Annotated in this window: 12 protein-coding genes; 4 read left to right on the plus strand and 8 right to left on the minus strand. The window is 42.0% G+C overall.

The genetic code is table 11. The annotated features are described in order from the left end of the window. Positions 1–23 precede the first annotated feature (23 nt). Genes Q4546_RS13100 through Q4546_RS13115 form a run of 4 tightly spaced genes read right to left on the minus strand, consistent with a single transcriptional unit; the run spans position 24 to position 4,484 of the window. The gene (locus tag Q4546_RS13100; RefSeq protein WP_102519059.1) at positions 24–1,304 is read right to left on the minus strand and encodes a capsular biosynthesis protein; all 1,281 of its coding nucleotides are present in this window, start codon (positions 1,302–1,304) and stop codon (positions 24–26) included. Further along, a complete protein-coding gene (locus Q4546_RS13105; protein WP_241904064.1) occupies positions 1,259–2,830 on the minus strand; it encodes an exopolysaccharide biosynthesis protein in 1,572 nt (523 codons plus the stop codon). Before Q4546_RS13105 ends, Q4546_RS13100 begins: the two co-directional genes overlap by 46 nt. Before the next feature lie 10 nt (positions 2,831–2,840). Then, positions 2,841–4,049, minus strand: coding sequence for a polysaccharide biosynthesis/export family protein (locus Q4546_RS13110; RefSeq protein WP_102439629.1), 1,209 nt, complete (start codon positions 4,047–4,049; stop codon positions 2,841–2,843). A 39-nt stretch (positions 4,050–4,088) separates the two neighbouring features. Further along, on the minus strand, positions 4,089–4,484 hold the full coding sequence (locus Q4546_RS13115; protein ID WP_076542877.1) for an STAS domain-containing protein: 396 nt from the start codon (positions 4,482–4,484) through the stop codon (positions 4,089–4,091). A gap of 551 nt (positions 4,485–5,035) precedes the next feature. Between Q4546_RS13115 and Q4546_RS13120 the strand changes: the two genes are divergently transcribed. Beyond that, positions 5,036–5,374: a cytosolic protein gene (locus tag Q4546_RS13120; protein ID WP_102439628.1), complete on the plus strand. Its 339-nt coding sequence runs from the start codon at positions 5,036–5,038 to the stop codon at positions 5,372–5,374. Between the two features lie 126 nt (positions 5,375–5,500). Here the strand turns inward: Q4546_RS13120 and Q4546_RS13125 are convergent, their stop codons facing one another. Both Q4546_RS13125 and Q4546_RS13130 read right to left on the minus strand, forming a co-directional pair. Beyond that, the gene (locus Q4546_RS13125; RefSeq protein ID WP_102439627.1) at positions 5,501–5,893 is read right to left on the minus strand and encodes an ATP-binding protein; all 393 of its coding nucleotides are present in this window, start codon (positions 5,891–5,893) and stop codon (positions 5,501–5,503) included. Between the two features lie 143 nt (positions 5,894–6,036). After that, the gene (locus Q4546_RS13130) at positions 6,037–7,221 is read right to left on the minus strand and encodes a SpoIIE family protein phosphatase (RefSeq protein WP_102439626.1); all 1,185 of its coding nucleotides are present in this window, start codon (positions 7,219–7,221) and stop codon (positions 6,037–6,039) included. A 253-nt stretch (positions 7,222–7,474) separates the two neighbouring features. Between Q4546_RS13130 and Q4546_RS13135 the strand changes: the two genes are divergently transcribed. Together Q4546_RS13135 and Q4546_RS13140 are read left to right on the plus strand one after the other, a co-directional pair. After that, positions 7,475–10,999: a PAS domain S-box protein gene (locus Q4546_RS13135; RefSeq protein WP_303446390.1), complete on the plus strand. Its 3,525-nt coding sequence runs from the start codon at positions 7,475–7,477 to the stop codon at positions 10,997–10,999. Between the two features lie 19 nt (positions 11,000–11,018). Further along, positions 11,019–12,497 (plus strand): sigma-54 dependent transcriptional regulator, encoded by a 1,479-nt coding sequence (locus Q4546_RS13140; RefSeq protein WP_303413623.1) that lies wholly within the window; start codon positions 11,019–11,021, stop codon positions 12,495–12,497. 107 nt (positions 12,498–12,604) lie between these two features. On the opposite strand, the gene Q4546_RS13145 is transcribed toward Q4546_RS13140, so the two are convergent. Beyond that, the gene (locus Q4546_RS13145) at positions 12,605–14,074 is read right to left on the minus strand and encodes a capsule assembly Wzi family protein (RefSeq protein ID WP_303446391.1); all 1,470 of its coding nucleotides are present in this window, start codon (positions 14,072–14,074) and stop codon (positions 12,605–12,607) included. Positions 14,075–14,379: 305 nt separating this feature from the next. Between Q4546_RS13145 and Q4546_RS13150 the strand changes: the two genes are divergently transcribed. Further along, positions 14,380–14,967 carry a tRNA-uridine aminocarboxypropyltransferase gene (locus Q4546_RS13150; protein ID WP_157936099.1) on the plus strand — a complete coding sequence of 196 codons (588 nt, stop codon included), beginning with the start codon at positions 14,380–14,382 and terminating at the stop codon, positions 14,965–14,967. A 549-nt stretch (positions 14,968–15,516) separates the two neighbouring features. On the opposite strand, the gene Q4546_RS13155 is transcribed toward Q4546_RS13150, so the two are convergent. Further along, the gene (locus Q4546_RS13155; protein ID WP_303446393.1) at positions 15,517–16,017 is read right to left on the minus strand and encodes a hypothetical protein; all 501 of its coding nucleotides are present in this window, start codon (positions 16,015–16,017) and stop codon (positions 15,517–15,519) included. Positions 16,018–16,154: the final 137 nt, after the last annotated feature.

Genomic DNA, 16,154 nt, shown 5'->3' on the forward strand with positions numbered 1-16,154 from the left:
ACTTAGGTAACAAAACACAATGATTAGTCCTTCAAGGCAGCGGCTTTTTTGAGTACGGCTTCTGGCTCTTCAGCTCGCAGCGTCATACCTAATACAATTAATCCCGGCCAAAATAAATAGGCTAGAATTTCTAAATTCTCGCCGAAGGTATATAAACTTAACATCAGTAAAATTGCCATGCCGACTCTGGCCATAGGCTGACTAAATAATCGGATCAATAATATCAAGAAGGTGACTAACATCGGAATTGCTAACGCTACAGCGCCGACAACGCCTTTAACAAACAATAATCCATACCAAGTATGATGCGAGCCTATGGGCATGTATTCCACCATGTGCGGCCCTCGCTCAACGATACCATGGCCAAAGATCACCGCTTCATTCATCCACCTTTCAACGGCAATATCAGCCAAAGCTTGACGAACGCGAGTTGAATCGGCGCGGGCAGCTTTTATGGCGGCAATACTGATTTGTATTTTGTTGATAGTGGCTTCACCGACAACCCCAATAAGTAACATTAACGGGCTAAGTAAAAAGTACAGTAAAGGTGAGCGCACAAGTTTAAATAGGGTGAAAAAGCCGATTAAGGCGAAATAACACACCAAGCCAAGACGGGATTGCGACATTAATACCATCAGTAAGCTGCCTGCAATGCCCCACTTTTTCCAACGTGAATCCTTTTCTTGTACGGCAAAAATAAAATATAAGTTACCTAGCATGCCTAATGCCGGTGCCCATGGGGTAAACAGGCGCCAGCGGGGAACGCCGCTGCCAGGGTCGATTTCATATAAACTGACGCTGAAAAACTCAGGCCCTGGGCCACCAATAATGCTCAGTGGCGACACATATAAGGTGCTGGGCAAGCCAACTTTCCAAGCAATTAAAAACAGCGGGAACAGCAAAATAGTATGTTTGCAGACTCTGCAGCAGGCGCGATAAATAATTTCAGGCCGAATAGATAAGCAGCCAATAAGCGGAAATATTGCCAGTAAGGCCCAGCCTTTGGCCCAGCCAATAGATGATTTAATTAATTTGCCAATACCTAAGCCAAAATCGAGGTGGCCGACCACTAAGGCAATAAGCATGAACAACATGCCAAACACCCATACATAATGGCTGATGCTAATTCTATATGTTTGCTGACCTGAAATTTTTTTATAAAGTAAGCGTGCAAATAGCACCCATGCAATCACAGGTGCAATGACATATAAAGCACCAAACAGCCAAAATAAATAACTATAAACAATGCTGTTGTATATTATTTTTTCGTCAACATTTTGCGCAACAATGGTTTGCGGATCCATAAAATGCTCAACCCTAGCAGTAACATGAAAGAAGCGCTTAACCCACCAAAGATAATTAGTATGCTGGCTAATTTATTGGGAGAATGAGCTAAACTCGGCGGCGAAAATAATTGCAACATGGGGTAAGCCGAGTAGATATCTGATTTACCCACATCCAATTTTGCCATCGCAGAGGTTAATACCGTAGTGGCTAACTGGTGTTCACGTTGTAAATCTGCAAGCTTGGCGGCATCATCGTTACTGTGCTGCAAGCGTAGCTCCCACTGATCAATTTGCGCGATCAGTGAATCTACTTCTGATTGCGTCGCTTGTCGTTTTGAGGCTATGGTAATGAACTCTTGCATCATCACTGCGCGGCCATCAACATCATCCACCGTTAGCATCATTAAAATTTTCTCATCTTGAAATCCAATAATGGTATTAAAGCGCTGCTTCATACTATCGAAGATACTGTCTAACTCTGCTTTTAGGGTGACTAATGTCGGGTGACGACGACCCAAGCGCCCAGCATTTTCAATGTAAGTGGTATTGGCGGTGTTGTGTTTTTCAAGTAACTGCTGAAACAGCTTATCATTGTTGAGTTTGAGTAAAATCGCAGCTTGTGAGTCATTAATGCCAAGGTGTTTTTCATAGAGTTCATAGCTGGCATTTAAACCTTGCAGTGACGCTGAAAGGGTCACTTTACTATGGCGTAAGCGCTCAATGGTGATGGCTAACTCTTTAAACTGATCAAGGGTTATTAGGCCTCGCTCAGATTGAAAATCCAGTAATTGCTTTTGTGTTTGCTTTACTCGGGCGTTATAGCTTTTCAGGCTACGTTGAATACCTCGCTCGCGCAGGCTATTTTCATCAAAACGCAGATCATCAAGAATGTCTTGTAAAGAACGATACATAGCCCAGCCACGTTTTTGAGCTTGCTCTGGCGATGCGCCATTAATACTAAACTCCATTAAGCCCGTTTGACTGGGGAGTTTAAGTTTGGGTTTTGGTATTTCATTGCTAGGCACTTTTAAATAAAACGCAGCGGTTTGCATCAGCAAGCTGCTCATGGAAATCGCTTTAAAATTCTCTCTTGGATCAATGGCCGAGCTCATATAAGGCGAGCTATTGGAGCTACTTGCTTGACCAAGGCTGTCAAGGCTTAGGGAAGACCCCGCTGCGACCCCAGGTAATATGACCACCCATTTACTTTCGTATTTGGTGGGGGTTAGCGCGATAAAAACAGCCACCAACAGCCAGACAATGAGCAGTGATATCAAGGCTGTTTTGATGTACAGGCGTTTACGGGCTTTAGGGGTTAAGTGGCTGCCTTCTAATGTGGCGCGTTTAATCCAATATAAATAGGCAAGTTCTGAAAAGCTGGCGTAATCTTGCTCTGTTTCGATGTCAGTGTTTTGTGCGCTTTGGGTTTCATTTTCAAGCTTAACGTCAGTATCAGCACTGGAGCTTGTGTGCGCCCCTGCCCCAGAGTCTGCTTGTTTCTGGCTCTGTTCGCCTTTGCCGCTTTTGCAGTTTCCTTGGCTCATTATTGTCTCCTTACAACCATCCGATAAGGGTTGTTGGCACGACCAATTCAGTTACTGTTCTGGCTATTTCACGGATATTAGTTACGCGAGAGTCATAACAGGCAAGTCCATCACCGGGGAGTAATACTGGGTTTGATTCATTATTCCAGGCCGTTTGAATTAAGCCATCAATTGAGCGTTCGACAATATCTATTTGATTAGATAATGGATTTTTAGTCACTAGGATAACGTAACGACTGGCATTGGTGGTTTGGGCACCACCGACACAGTTGGCCGCAATGGCGCCATTTAGCAAGCGGGTGCCGTAAGGAAAGCGTGTTGCTTCACGGTCTACTGCTGACTGACTATTTGAACTTGCAGGTTGCGTTAAGTTTGACATAAATACCCTGATCCCTGGTGTTGTCAACTGAGAAGGTCTGGCTAATTGATCATTAAATGAATGCGTCGAAGGAACATGTACATGATCGCCAGCCATTAAAGTCATGTTTGGTACTTTCTCTCCCGTTAGCATACCACGTAAATCCATATTGAAAACCTGACCATTACGGATGACCTTAATTGCTGAAATATCAGCATCTGGGCGCACCCCACCAGAAGACTTCACCGCGGCGGCTACATTACGCTGAATGGCTTGGTCACCAGCAAAGTTACTGCCATCATCTTTAAGTTCAATGGGGAGTTTTTTGTTGATCATGTGCTGACCTGGCTCAAATACTGCGCCAGAGGTGGTGATTTCAATAGGTGCCCAGCTAATAGGTAATATACTGATACGCACCGCATGGGCCAACATCAGATTTTCATCGATTAATATGTTTCTGATTTGATTGTTTAATTGATTAAGAGTCAGTCCTGTAACTGAAATTGGCGGTAAATAAGGCAGATAGATATTGCCGTCGGCATCTACTTCCACATCTTTACTAAATTCATCACCATTGAGTATTTTTACCGAAATTTTATCCCCTACAGATAATGACAACGCTTGCTGGGTATCAACCACCATCGACTTATTACCGAAAATTGGCGCAGTAGGGAAAGTCGTATGGTTTGAGGTCACAGCGCTGACCTTTCTGTTATAAGGCGTTTTTTGGCCAAAGTAATGGCAGCTAGTGAGTTGCTGCTCTAAATCACAAACATCTTGCTCAGCTGGTTGCATAGGGGTCACGCAAGCGGTTAAGCCTGCGATAATAGCGATAGAAAGTAGTGATTTGAATATGTTCATTTCTGTTCCCCTTTACGTCCGTGATTTAGTGGTTCCTGCTTAGCTTGCTAACTCTGAGATGATTTGTTCATCAAAGTCAGAGGGTTCAACAATGCTGCTATGACGCAAAAAATCTAACGCTAACGCCTCAGTTTCAAAAATCTCAAAAATATGGTGTAGGCGCGTTAATTCAATTAATGAACGTACCGCAGGACTAGGTGACAGTAATACGATGTTGCCTTGATAATTAAGCGCTTGATTACGGGCGGAGATAAGCACAGATAAGCCACTTGAATCGATGTACTCTAAATGCTGCATGTCGATAACTAAGCGGGTATGGCCTCTATCAATATAATCAACCAGTGCCGCTCGGTAAGTTGGGGTATGAGCCATAAACATTCTGATAGGTAATGTTACTACACTTGCATGTTGGGCTACTTTGATTTCAAATTTCATAACCTGCTCCTAAACATCTATTGATGCGCTAACTTTGATTAACTAAATCGTGATGAGATAAATGACGTCTAAAATTGAATGGGTGGATTAATCATTTATCCTCTGCTTAATCTATAGTTAGCAGGATGCGTGCCAATTATTTAGTTGTTATTAATCAGTGGTTTGAGGTTTTGTTTTGCTGTCGTCTGGCTGTGTGTTGCTTATTGCTAAGCTTTAATTGCGGTTTAAAACTATGTCGTTGCAGAATGCAAAAGCACTGATTACAACTTCACGACCTAGTATTTGCAATTCGCAGTATTGATTTAGTTTATATTGCAGGGAAGGGTCAGCCTAAGTACAGATAATATGAATTTTCGATAAAACGGCTTTGGTTTGATATAGATTGTTTGATATGGATTGTTTGATATAGAGTGTTTGCTAACTTGTATTTGGGCAAAGACGTATTTCAAGTTGGTTTATGAATGTCTGGACATAACTTTAGCAACTAAATATCTACTAGGTTCTTTCCTAGTAGTGATAAAATATCCGCATTAGAATAACCGAGAAAATCTATGTTTATCCATCATGTTAACGGCATCGACTGGCTGGTGATTACAGCTTTTGAAGAACTTAAAACTTTATTTATTGAAGAAGCTGGTGCGATCCCCTTTTGCTTCTCAACCGCCAGCGAATTGAACCTGATTGATCAAGCCAAGCGCACTTATGGATATTTGCCTGCACTCAGCGGCGTAATCACAGATACTGGCACTTTTCAACGTCAGGATAACGAAGAAGATTTGAACCCACAACTTGCCTGCATAGTTGAGGGGCGTGGTCGGGTATTTATCTATCACGGCGGCTTTGTGGCTTTTGTGGATGACGAGCAAACCTTTATTACCCGAATGGACTGAACATTATTCAGTAAGTTGAAATCGGCGAATTGGCATCCTTAGCCATGCAAAGCTGGATTAACTATGTTGTTATCGCTAATGCTTATCAAAGGTGTGTCGCTATTGGTTTACATTCCGCCCAAAGCATTAGCCCAAGTTTATACTTAATCTCAAGTGAGTGCCTAATACCGTTGCCTGTTGCTGCACCTGATCCATCCATTGATGCATTATCCATAAGCCGCGGCCGTTGGCTTTGTGTTTGTTAGGACAAGTGCTAGGGGGGGCTAGTGGGGTAAAGTTTGAGTTATCTAATATATCAATAATCAACTTGTTATCGTTTTTCTGTAATAACAGCTTAATATCTTCAGCGTCATCAGCGCTGTGCTGTTGCACATTATTGGTGGCTTCGAGTGCACAACTGATGAGTTTGAAGCGTTGTAATGGCTCAACCTTATTGCTGATCAAAAACTGTTCTAGTTCGTCATAAACTTGATCTGCTGTCATTGAATTGATGCTTATGTTCAATTGAGTGTTATTCATATTAACTCCTTAAGCTGTGGGTCACTGTGGGTTAATTCAAAAATATAAGCTGTTAATTTAAGTGCTTATCTTCGTTCTAAATCTAACTCTATAATCAGCAATAATTGGCATACAGTTATCATCACAATGATTGCTATAACTTTTTAATCGGGTGCGGTAAATAGTAGCAGTGACATATCATCTTGGGGTTGCGACTGCTGCCAAAGGTTGAGTAAGTAACTTAAGTGACTCAATAAATTCGCCGCTGGCATGGCTTTAGCTGATAAGCAGCGCTGTTTTAAGCGCTCTAAGCCAAACATGCCAAACTTTGGATGATTAACTTCATACACGCCATCTGAAAACAGCAGTAGTTGCTCACCCGGGTAAAGTTGGTATTGACCACTTTGGTATTGGCAGTGTTTATCAATACCAATTGGCATACCTGTGGGCACATCGATGCTTTGCACATCGAGTTTAGAAATGATTAATGGTAATGGGTGACCTGCATTACACAGTTGTAATTCATGGGTGTTTATATTGATTTTACCTATCATTACAGTGGCAAACTGGCCCAAATTACCAGGATCATCAAAGAGATTGTTTAAGGCATTCATGACCTTTTCTGGCGATTGCTGCCAGTTCATCCTTTGGGGTGATAAGCCTTGGGCGAGGGTAAAACTGAGCATAGCAGCACTGGCACCGTGACCCGATACATCGATAACATAGAAGCCTATCCACTGTTCATCAATTTCAAAGCATTGCAAAATATCGCCTGCAAGTTCCTCTGCGGGTTCAAAATAATGTCGGATAGTCCAATTATTGAAGGCTAAATTATTTTTTGGCAGTAAGGATTGCTGCAAAATCGCAGCTTGGGTCAGTTCAGACTGTTTTTGAGAAAGTAAACTTTGCAGCTGTTGCTTACTTTCAAGTACCGACTTTTTTGCTTGAATGAGCCTTACTGCAGCTTGAATTTTGACTTTTAATACTGAGGCCAAAAAAGGTTTGGTAATGTAATCATCAGCACCTGAGTCCATAGCATAAATCATGTCTTGAGTTTGATCGTTACCGGTTAAAAGCAAGAAGTAACCGGGATCTGTTTTGGTCTTTAGTCTTTTACACAGCTCAACACCGTTCATCCTAGGCATGCGCCAGTCGCTGACAATTAAGTCAAACTGCTGGGTACGGCACTTCTCCAGTGCCGTTAAGCCATCTTCACATTGCACCATCTCAAACTGTACATTTTCCGGCTGAAAACTTTGAATTAAACTGGCAATGTAATAGCGTTCACTGAATGTGTCTTCCACTAACAGGATGGAGATAGTCGACGTTGACGCATTAGCATTTTGCATGGCGATTCTCTATTAAGTTTGTTTAATAACTTATTAAAGCAAAAGCTGTTCCATAATTTTTAAATAATAAAATCAGGTAGTTAAGCAGCTTTCTAGTAAGATTTACTATTTGCATTTTCAGATTGGGAATAATTTTTTGCAAAATGCGAACAGGTAATTCATAGTGAGTAATAATGTAGTAAACATTTGCTTTGGAATAGATTTTTGACAGGGTTAAACAGCGCTGTTTGCAAAATGCATCAGGAGAAGGAATTTGTCATTTAGATTAAAAGCGATAATTGCCATTGGATTAATGCAAGTCGTACTATTACTGATGCTAATTGTTAATAGTTTAGCTGTTATCAAAGAGACCAATCAGCAAGAAGCAAGGCAGCAAGCTCAACTTGCAGCGCAGCTGGTGGCTAATAGTATTAACCCTGATAAGGCCCGCGAGTCCATCTTACTGCTTAAACAATCTTTAGAAGCCCACCACATTAGCCATATTGATTCAATCGAAGTATCCAAAGCAGATAAGCTATTGTATTCGGCTCAGCGTAATGGCCAAGGCATGTTTGAGATCATTAAAGCTGTGACCCCAAAAGAGCATACGGTTGAGGTGGTGGCAGTATCTAATAATGGCACTGGCATTCAAATAAGCGTACTTGTTAATACCGATGAATTTGATAATAGCGTTGAAGCAGTGGCGTTGAAATATAGCGCATTAATGATTTTAGTGATCATTTTGATTTCATTTTTATCTTGGTATCAGGGCCTTAAGCTCATCAGACATATTTTTAATATTCAGCATGCCTCAAAGCGGGTGCTTGAAGGGGAATCAGGGGTGCAAGTGGTTGAGCCCGGCACCCAAGATATCACCGATACGACTAACGCCTTTAATGCCATGCTTAAAAACTTGGATGAAAAACGCAGTGATTTACAAGGTGCCAATGTTCGCTTAAATACCATATTAGATTCAGCGGCTGATGGCTTTGTCATTATTGATGTTAACGGCGTGATTAATGAAGTGAATAATGCCGTCAGTAAGTTATTTGGCTATGAAAAAGCACAGCTTATTGATGAAAATGTGTCTATTTTAATGCCGATGGCAGATCGCTTTATGCATGATGGCTATATCAAGCATTATCTTACAACGGGTGATGCAAAAATTATTGGTAACAGTCGTGAGTTAAAAGCGCAGCATAAAGATGGCAGCTTATTTCCTATCGAGCTAACCATTTCAAAAATGCAAATTGATGGTGAGATTCTATTTTTAGGCTTTATCAAAGATTTAACCGAACTTAAAAAAGAGCAACAAACCGCTGCCAGAACTCAATCTATTTTGGTGGCAACCATTGAAGCCACCCATGATGCGTTAATCTCTATTGATATTAGCGGCAGAGTGGTTGAGTTTAATGCTGCGGCGGTCAAACTGTTTGGCTATGAGCGCGAAGAGGCATTAGGTGAAAGGCTGGAAGATTTAATTATTCCCGCAGGTTTCCATAGTGCCCATAAAAATGGCATGGAGCATCACCGCCGCACTGGTGAAGGGCCTGTGCTGAATAATCGCATCGAAGTTCCTGCCCATAATAAAGCTGGCGAGGAGTTTCCGGTTGAATTGCGGGTGATCCCCATTCAATTAGGTGATGAAATGTTCTTTACCGCTTTTTTACGCAATATTTCAGAGCAAAAATCCAGAGAAGAAGAATTAAGATTAGCCAAAGAGCAAGCAGAGGCGGGCAGTGAAGCTAAGTCACGATTTTTAGCCACTATGAGCCATGAAATTCGCTCACCACTGAATGCCGTACTTGGCAGTGTTGATTTGCTTTTAGACTCTCAACTTGAAAAGGGCCAGCGCATGTATGCTCGCGCGGCTAAAGAAGCGGGCTCAGTCTTGTTAAGTACCATTAATGATATTTTGGACTTCTCGAAGATTGAAGCTGGGCAAATGCAACTGGAAGCTAAAGAGTTTCAACCTGATAAGTTAGTCGCGCAAGTGTTACAGATTTTGTCCCATAAAGCCCATGATAAAGGAGTGCATCTTGGCAGTGTTATTGACCGAGATGTACCGCAAATTTTAATCGGAGATGCGCAGCGTATTAGGCAAGTGCTGCAAAACCTGGTGGATAATGCGATTAAGTTTTCAACCGATGGGTGTATTGCTGTTGAGATTGAGATTATCAACCGCGATAACGGCAAGGTGCAACTGAGCTGTAAGGTAAAAGATCAAGGCATTGGGATCAGTGAAATATCACAACAGAAGTTATTTAGAGAGTTTTCTCAGGTTCATGACACGCATACCACCAGTTATGCAGGTACAGGCTTAGGCTTAGCCATATGTTCTGAACTGGCTAAAATGATGGGGGGCAACCTCAGCGTTCAAAGCCAACTAGGCCAAGGAAGTGAGTTTACATTAACTGTGGTACTTGATGAACCTGCTGAAATAACAACTGTTGATATTGCTTTATCAACAGCGCCTCGGGTGTTAGTGATTCACCCCGATATGACCCTTTGTGAGTTAATTGAAAAGCAATACCGCCAATATGGCGTCGAGACATGCTTTGCGCATCAGCTCAGCGAGCTTGATAGTCAATCAAGCAACAACGGCCAATTTGATGTCATCATGCTCGATGAAAGCTGTATTTTAGACTGTGAACATCAAAGCGTAGAGGGCTTATCAAATCGCTATTTGACTAAGACAGGCTATATCACGGCTTTGTTATCTGGGGTGAATACACAAGTGCAGGCGCGCAGTACTGACTTAGGCATAGTCGAGTCTGTCAGCAAGCCATTAAGCCGAGAGATATTACTAAGCTTAATCAGTAATGCCAGTAATGCCAGTAATGTAGAAAAGAGTGATAAGCAGATCATTGAAAGTAAATTAACCCTGCCTGATGGCTGTAAATTATTACTCGCAGAAGATAGCCCAGTAAACCAAATGGTCGCAGGTACGATATTGACCAATAGCGGCGCAGTCATGACCTATGCTAATAACGGTGTAGAAGCGGTAGAGATAGGGTTAAAGCAAGAGTTTGATTTAATTTTGATGGATATTCGTATGCCTGAAATGGATGGCCTTGAAGCGTGCCGTAAAATTTTAGCCAGTAAGCCTGATCAAATTATCTTGGCCATGTCAGCCAACGTATTCAGTGAAGAGGTTGCAGCATGTAAAGACGCCGGCATGCTTGGGTTTATTGGTAAGCCGGTTAAAAAGCAGGATTTGATCTCTGGGATAAATTACTGGTTAACTCAGGTGAAGGGCAATGCTAATGACGCGAGGGAAATAACTCATGAGGTTAGTGACGAGGTTAGTGATATTGCTGCAGAGAAAGAAACTCACATTAAGCCAACAGCTGAGGTAAATGAAATCCTATTAGCTGACACCTCAAATGGCTTAATAGCTGAAACCACACATGAAACTATAACTGAAACCATAAATGAAACAATAGCTGATGATGTGTTGTTGGATCAGCAGGTGTTTGATGAGTTACTAAAAGCGGTAGGTGAAGCAAGCTTAGTTAAAATGATGAAGGTATTTCATAATGAAACTAAGATGCGTATCGATATTTTAAAAACCATCACTGCCAATGGAAGCCGAGCAGAGATTGAAGATCAAGTTCATACCATTAAAAGTAGTGCAGGCAGTTTTGGGGCGCAAAAGTTATCTGAAGTAGCCATTTTACTTGAGGCCGCAGCCAGAACCGAAGATGAACCTTTAGCCGCATTATTTGAGCAGATATTTGTGGTTGCTGAGCAAAGCTTGACGTTAATTGAGCAACGATTTGATATCGGTCATAAATAATTAAATAAGGAAGTTACCCATGGGATTTAGTGCCGTTCTTGTAGAAGATAGTATGTCATTAGGCGCATTGTACAGCGAATACCTTTGTGCCGAAGGCGCCGAAGTCACCTTGGTTAATTTTGGTGAAGATGCATTAAAAGAACTTGCCCGTAAACAACCAGACTTATTAGTGTTAGATATTAAATTGCCGGATATGTCGGGAATGGATATTTTGACCAAAGTGCAGCAAGACTACCCGCAGATCACCGTCATTATGATCACTGCTTATGGCACCATTGATTTAGCCGTAGATGCCATGCGCGCCGGTGCGTTTGATTTTCTAGTTAAGCCTTTTGATAGTAAAAGGTTGGCGATTACTGTGCGAAATGCTCTGAAGCAAAAAGACTTATTGGCACTTGTGACCAATTATGAAAATAGCCTCCCAAAAACCAATTTTCATGGCTTTATTGGTGACTCCTTAGCCATGCAAACCGTATATAACACCATTGATTGCGTGGCCAACAGTAAAGCGTCAGTGTTTGTGATGGGCGAAAGTGGCACAGGTAAAGAGGTTTGCGCCCAAGCGATCCATCAAGCAGGAACACGAGCACAAGAAGCTTTTATTGCTTTAAACTGCGCCTCAATTCCGAAAGATTTAATTGAAAGCGAAATTTTTGGTCACACCAAAGGTGCGTTTACTGGCGCTGTGAGTAATCGTGATGGCGCAGCAACTCGTGCTGATGGTGGCACTTTGTTTCTTGATGAACTGTGTGAAATGGATTTAGAGTTGCAAAGTAAATTGCTACGCTTTATTCAAACTGGGGTATTTCAGCGTGTAGGCGGCACTAAAGAAGAAAAAGTTGATGTGCGTTTTATTAGTGCCACCAACCGAGACCCATGGAAAGAAGTGCAAGAAGGACGCTTTCGGGAAGATTTATATTATCGCTTACATGTTATCCCTATAGAGCTGCCGCCTTTAAGACAAAGGGGCAAAGACGTGATGTCTATTGCTAAAAAGCTGTTGAAGCAATACAGCAAAGAAGAGGGCAAATCTTTTAAACGTTTCTCTACCGAAGTTGAACGTTGCTTTGTCAATTACCCATGGCCAGGTAACGTGCGTCAACTGCAGAATGTGATCAGGCAAATTGTAGTGCTTAACACAGCCGAAGAAGTGTCTTTGGCCATGTTACCTGCGCAAATGAGCACCGCAGTGTCATTGTCGATGACAGATTTAAACACCTCAGCCGCACCAGTAGAGGCAAAGGCGCATTATGCAAGCGAGTCAGGCTTTGAAAATGCGGCTCAACAGGCCCTACAAAAAACAACAGAAACAGCTCCTAATCAACAAACTCAGGTCGTTGATGATGATATACAGCCATTGTGGTTAATCGAAAAAATGACCATTGAAACCGCTATTGAGCAATGTGACGGTAATATTCCAAAAGCCGCGGGTTTATTAGATGTAAGCCCTTCGACTATCTATCGTAAAAAGCAGCAATGGGAAGATAAAGGTTTGTAGTTTAAAGAGTCTGTTTTAGCTTTAGTTACATAGGAAATACAGAAAAGCCCATCAAATGATGGGCTTTATTATATTTCAGTGTGTTAATTTGCTATTGTGGTTAGCAATTAAAAATCACGTTCCCAGCCAGCGTAAACGGTGGTTTCCCAATCGCTGCTGGTATCAACTTCAGGATACTCACTGTAGCCAACAGTGCCGCCAAGTTTTAACTTACCTTCATAAAATGGTCGGTGGTAACTGGCATCAAGCTGCAACAAACGCTCATAACGGCCAGGGGATACCGGATTTCCACCAGTTGGGTTACCAGTGTCTACCCCATCAAAGTTAAGTTTGGCATAACGAAACTTAGTCGATAAGCTTTGGCCATGTTGTAGTTGAGTAATACCACCTAACACCACAACGCGAGAATCATTATCATAGGTGCTGCCTAAGCTGCGGCCATAGTAACGATAACCACTTTTATAAAAGCCGTGTTCATACATGCAGTTGTAGACGTTAGAGTCTTCGCCACAGGCAGCTGCAGTATCTGAGTATTCAGCAAAAAAACGGGTGTTAAGTGAGGCAATAAAAACATCTACCCCACCCATGTTTGAGGCGTTAATCAGCTTATGTTTGCCATTGTGATAGTCTTCGTGGATGCGCTCGTAGTAAATACCATAAGGTACGCCCCAAGCGGTATCAGACCATCTAAAATCGTAACCTGCGAGCATGTTTTCTTGACCGTTTTCAAGCTCACCTTCAGACATCCCGCCATTAAATAAGCCATCCCACCAATCAGACAAGCTGTTGCCGTAGCCTTCACCGCCCCATTGCATGGTCCAAGAAAAGCCAATTTCTAATTTTGAAATGGGTCTTAGGGTACCACGAGCGCCCCAATGCTGGGTGTCAGGCACATAGCGATTACTTTCCATTTGGCTAAAGCTGGTGGTAAAGGTCCACGGACCAACCCAGTTTAACCAAGGGGTTTCAAAGGCATTACTGTCATTACGAGAAAAGGTAATGCCTGGCATAGGTCTGGCATTGGTGGTTTGGATTAAACCTGAGTCCCAACTTGGGCCCCAATATTTTTGCACTGCGCCGCCAGTGACAATCCAGTTACCCAGTTTGACTGCTGCAAAGCTATTATCTAGGCGAGTTTCATTGCCATCTGCTGAGTCGTAATGGTAACTCGCTGCTAAGCGGCCACTAAACCAGTCTTGGGTGACTTCTGCTGTAAATTCAACTTCAGCTTTGTCGCGATAGTCATTACCGTAACCAATAAAGCGAGCTTTTTCATTGGCGCCACTTAAGCTGGCACCTAAAGTCACAGCTTGATGATCTTTATTGTAAGCGCGCATCACACGATGATAAGCATCTTTTTGATGCACCGACATTGGGCTGTCAGCAGCATTATCTAAATCTTTTTTTATCCCAGACCACATCAAAGGAAAGGTAGTCACAGGCTGAATAATAACGCCAGTATCAGAAAGTAATTGTATGTCTGCTCTAAGCGGCAAGTCTGTAGGTTCCACCCACCAAGCGGCTTGGGTAGAAAAGCTAGTAAATAGTGCTATCCCTGCTAGTATTTTTAACTTCATTGAATGCTCTTTGGGGTGAAATGACTCACCAAATGATAAAAATTAGTTGTTAGCGCTATGATAACAGCCAATTGTGTAATTAACGTATTGAGAAAAGCAATTTTTACTGAATGTTACAAAACACTCAAGCCTCGCGGCACAAAGGTAGCCAGTTAGTTACAAAAATTATTGATGCAGCCTGAGGATTAAATTTTTGTATTAATTGATAATTAGTCAATGATTAGCGCAAGCAGCGAATGGCTGCAGAGCAGTAGGCCTGCAATATGCAATCCTGTAAGCTAGTAAAATTAAGCTGCCAGAACTGTTTGGCAGATATTCGATATTTTGAAAACTGTGAAACCTTATATATGAAAATAGTGTTATTAACCCATGAGCGAGAGCTAACCAGAGCAACCAATACTGGCCAGTGGGTTACGCAAGTCTTGGCTGATGCTGCGCCGGTGATCACTTGGCAACGTAAATCCCCAAGTGATGAGTTATTGCAAATGATCGCCTCAGGAAAAGTGGCTTTAGTGTTCCCATCTGAAGAGGAGACAAACCCGTTAAAGGTTGATGATGAGGCTTTTTCAGAAAAGTCGTCTAAGGCTGCAGTTATCCCTTCATCTACTACTTCTAAACCGTCAGCTTTAGCTCAGTTTGATGCGCTAGTGATCATCGATGCCACCTGGCAAGAAGCGCGCAAAATGTATAACCGCAGCCCTTATTTACAGGCGCTTGAAAAAGTCAGCTTAACGCCGAAACATGCATCTTTATATCAATTAAGGCGCAATCAAGTAGAAGGGGGGTTATGCACTGCAGAGTGCGCGATTGAAATACTCAATGAGATTGGAGAAAACGAGCTGGCCGCTGAAATTACCGCGCTATTATTGCAGCAGTTGAATCTCAAGGCGTAAACTCAACAATATAATAAAAGGGTGAGCACTAAAGAGTATACAGTAAAAACCATGTTCATTTGCGCGTGAGTGAGTGACAAGCCTTTACTGGCGATGCTTCTTGTGACATTTAAAGCGTACACACTATGTATATTGGTGTGTACGCTTTTTATCCCTGAAGGCTTAGCAAGGCGATGGCATCACTGCGTGAAAACCATCACCCTGCCAAAAGGGTATTTAAGGGACATGATGGTAAAGTAAAATAATAAAGCCACTCCTTACGCTCGCACAGCTCACTACTCGCTAGGCATTTATGATTTTTCTTGACCACCCGCTGAAACACGTTTCTGGACATTTTCGTGTTAGGACTTTGGGTAATCATGGCATTTCAGATTACCCAAAGTATGGATAAGCTCTAAACCTGTGGCCAATTTCAATTGGCCACTACACTTTGACAGCTAAATGACAGACGAAGTAGATGAATTTGTTGATTGATTTTTATTTGACTGCAAAAGCAGTCAAATAAGTTAGGCTCGCCTATTGACTGGCGGAAGGCTCATATGTGTTAGGTTACCAATGCTCCAAACAATGTAAACCTACTTTTGTTGCACAAGACTCTATAAATGACTTAACACTTAAATCTTGTAAATAGAAAACATTAGTGTCGTCATAACCTTCAAAGTAAACAGCTTTAAAGTCCGGTAGAACAGTTTTATACATTCCCATATCTGTTTGTCTTATGTATGAGCTCTGAGCTTGTTCTGTTACAAATGACTTAAACTTAAGTTTATCGCCTTTTAACCCGCGAAAACGAAAAGTTAAAACCTCAGTTTTTTCCAACAACAGCTGGTTAAACTTATCAAATATTGAAGTCCTGCGCTCAATTTCGCTTGCATCAAGGTCAGCTAATAATTCCATTGATTCTTCGTGCGTAAGCCAATGGTCGAAAATTGAAACAGCAAGAAAAGTATATTCTTTAGTTTTATTAACTTGAACTAAGTCAATGAGATTTGGAAATTGTTCCTCCAGTTCCTTTTGCCGTTGTTTGCTCACATTTAAAAATTTACGCATAACTTCCTTGGTAACCTAACGCTTCAATCAGCCGACGCGTTAGCGGTCGGCTGCATTGATTTGTGTACGCCCAGCATGGGCATGAACTAATGAGGTGAAAGTCCTCTGTAGGAAGGTCACCGTTTATTAACATGCTG

The organism is Shewanella sp. 4_MG-2023, from assembly GCF_030548015.1.
In the GTDB taxonomy this organism is placed as follows: Bacteria; Pseudomonadota; Gammaproteobacteria; order Enterobacterales; family Shewanellaceae; genus Shewanella.